At 61.7% G+C, this 1,991-nt stretch carries 1 protein-coding gene and 2 pseudogenes; all 3 read left to right on the forward strand.

The window, feature by feature from the left end:
* Positions 1 to 312, forward strand: a pseudogene (locus tag ACQKDV_RS19220) (hypothetical protein); the annotation flags it as partial.
* Between the two features lie 64 nt (positions 313 to 376).
* Positions 377 to 745, forward strand: a complete 369-nt coding sequence (gene rplL / locus ACQKDV_RS19225; protein ID WP_108764158.1) for a 50S ribosomal protein L7/L12 — start codon at positions 377 to 379, stop codon at positions 743 to 745.
* Positions 746 to 1,130: 385 nt separating this feature from the next.
* Positions 1,131 to 1,991: pseudogene (gene rpoB, locus ACQKDV_RS19230) on the forward strand (DNA-directed RNA polymerase subunit beta); the annotation flags it as partial.

The raw sequence follows: 1,991 nt of genomic DNA on the forward strand, positions 1-1,991 counted from the left end.
TTCGCCGCAACGAGGTCAACCAGCTGCAGCGCCAGCTGTCGACCGGGGAGGACCGGTCGCCTGATCAAGGAAGCCGCCAAGGGCAACGACAAGCTGAAGGCTAAGGTCGTCGCCATCGGTGGTGAAGTGTTCCCGGCGAGCCACGTCGACGTGCTGGCATCGCTGCCGACCCGCGACCAGGCCCTGGCAATGCTGGCACGCGTCCTGACCGAGCCGGTCACGATGTTCGCCCGCGCCATCAAGGCAATCGGTGACAAGCAGAACGGTGGCGAAGCCGCTGAAGCTGCTGAACCGGCCGCCGAGACTGCCTGAGTTTCGACTCATTAGTGGTTCCTGACGGAACCTCAATCCAGAAAATCATCCAAAGGTAATTATCATGTCCCTTACCAACGAACAGATCGTCGACGCCATCGCCGAGAAGTCCCTGATGGAAGTGATGGAGCTGGTCAAGGCCATCGAAGAGAAGTTCGGCGTCTCCGCCGCTGCTCCGGTTGCCGTGGCTGCTGCCGCTGGCCCGGCCGCTGCTGTTGAAGAGCAGACCGAATTCGTCGTCACCCTGAAGACCGCTGGCGACAAGAAGGTCGAAGTCATCAAGGCCGTCCGCGCCATCACCGGCCTGGGCCTGAAGGAAGCGAAGGACCTGGCCGAAGCCGGCGGCGTCCTGAAGGACAACGCTTCGAAGGAAGAAGCCGAGAAGATGAAGAAGGACCTGGAAGCTGCTGGCGCGACTGTCGAAGTCAAGTAAGCACTTCCCTTGCATCGTCATCGATTCACGGCGATGCAGCCAAGGCTGGGGGCGTAAGCCCCCGGCCTTTGGTCGTTGTTGCGGCGTTGTGGTCCACGCCATGCGTGGATGCAACCGGTAGATCCACGCCATGCGTGGATGCAGTTGGTAGATCCGCGCCATGCGTGGATGCAACAAGCAACAAAAAGCCCAACACGGGCTGCAGTCAAACCCCGGCCGGCCAGCGCAGCGCGCGGCAGCAGGGGCGTGGTAGCAGACGAGTTGGCAGTTGGAAGTAGCGGGAGAAGGCGTGCTGGTGCCGGCAATACCAGCGACTTCCAACTGACAATTTCAAGTTCCCTTCGGGTCGTGGGCGCACGGCCCGCATAACAAGGTGGAAGACCTCATGACGTCCTATTCGTTCACCGAAAAAAAGCGTATCCGCAAGGATTTCGGCAAGCAGCGCTCGATCCTCGAAGTGCCGTTCCTGCTGGCCATCCAGGTGGATTCCTATCGTGATTTCCTGCAGGAAAACATCGATCCGGCCAAGCGCGCCGATTACGGCCTGCACGCTGCGCTGAAGTCGGTCTTCCCGATCGCCAGCTACAGCGGCAATGCCGCCCTGGAATACGTCGGCTACAAGCTGGGCGAGCCGGTCTTCGACGAGCGTGAGTGCCGCCAGCGTGGCATGAGCTACGGTGCGCCGCTGCGCGTCACCGTCCGCCTGGTCATCTACGACCGCGAGTCGTCGACCAAGGCCATCAAGTACGTGAAGGAGCAGGAGGTCTATCTGGGCGAAATCCCGCTGATGACCGAAAACGGCACCTTCATCGTCAACGGCACCGAGCGCGTCATCGTCTCGCAGCTGCACCGCTCGCCGGGCGTGTTCTTCGACCACGACCGTGGCAAGACCCACAGCTCGGGCAAGCTGCTGTACAGCGCCCGTATCATTCCTTACCGCGGCTCCTGGCTGGACTTCGAGTTCGACCCGAAGGACGCGCTGTTCACCCGTATCGACCGTCGCCGCAAGCTGCCGGTCTCGATCCTGCTGCGCGCGCTCGGCTACAGCAACGAAGAGATGCTGGCCGAGTTCTTCGAGATCAACACCTTCCACATCAACCCGGATGAAGGCGTCCAGCTGGAGCTGGTGCCCGAGCGCCTGCGCGGCGAAACCCTGGGCTTCGACCTCGCCGACGGCGACAAGGTCATCGTGGATCCAGGCCCCAAGCCTAAACCAGAACGGGCGTCGTTCTGCGATGCAAAAATG

Source organism: Stenotrophomonas sp. NPDC077659, from assembly GCF_050268705.1.
GTDB lineage: Bacteria > Pseudomonadota > Gammaproteobacteria > Xanthomonadales > Xanthomonadaceae > Stenotrophomonas.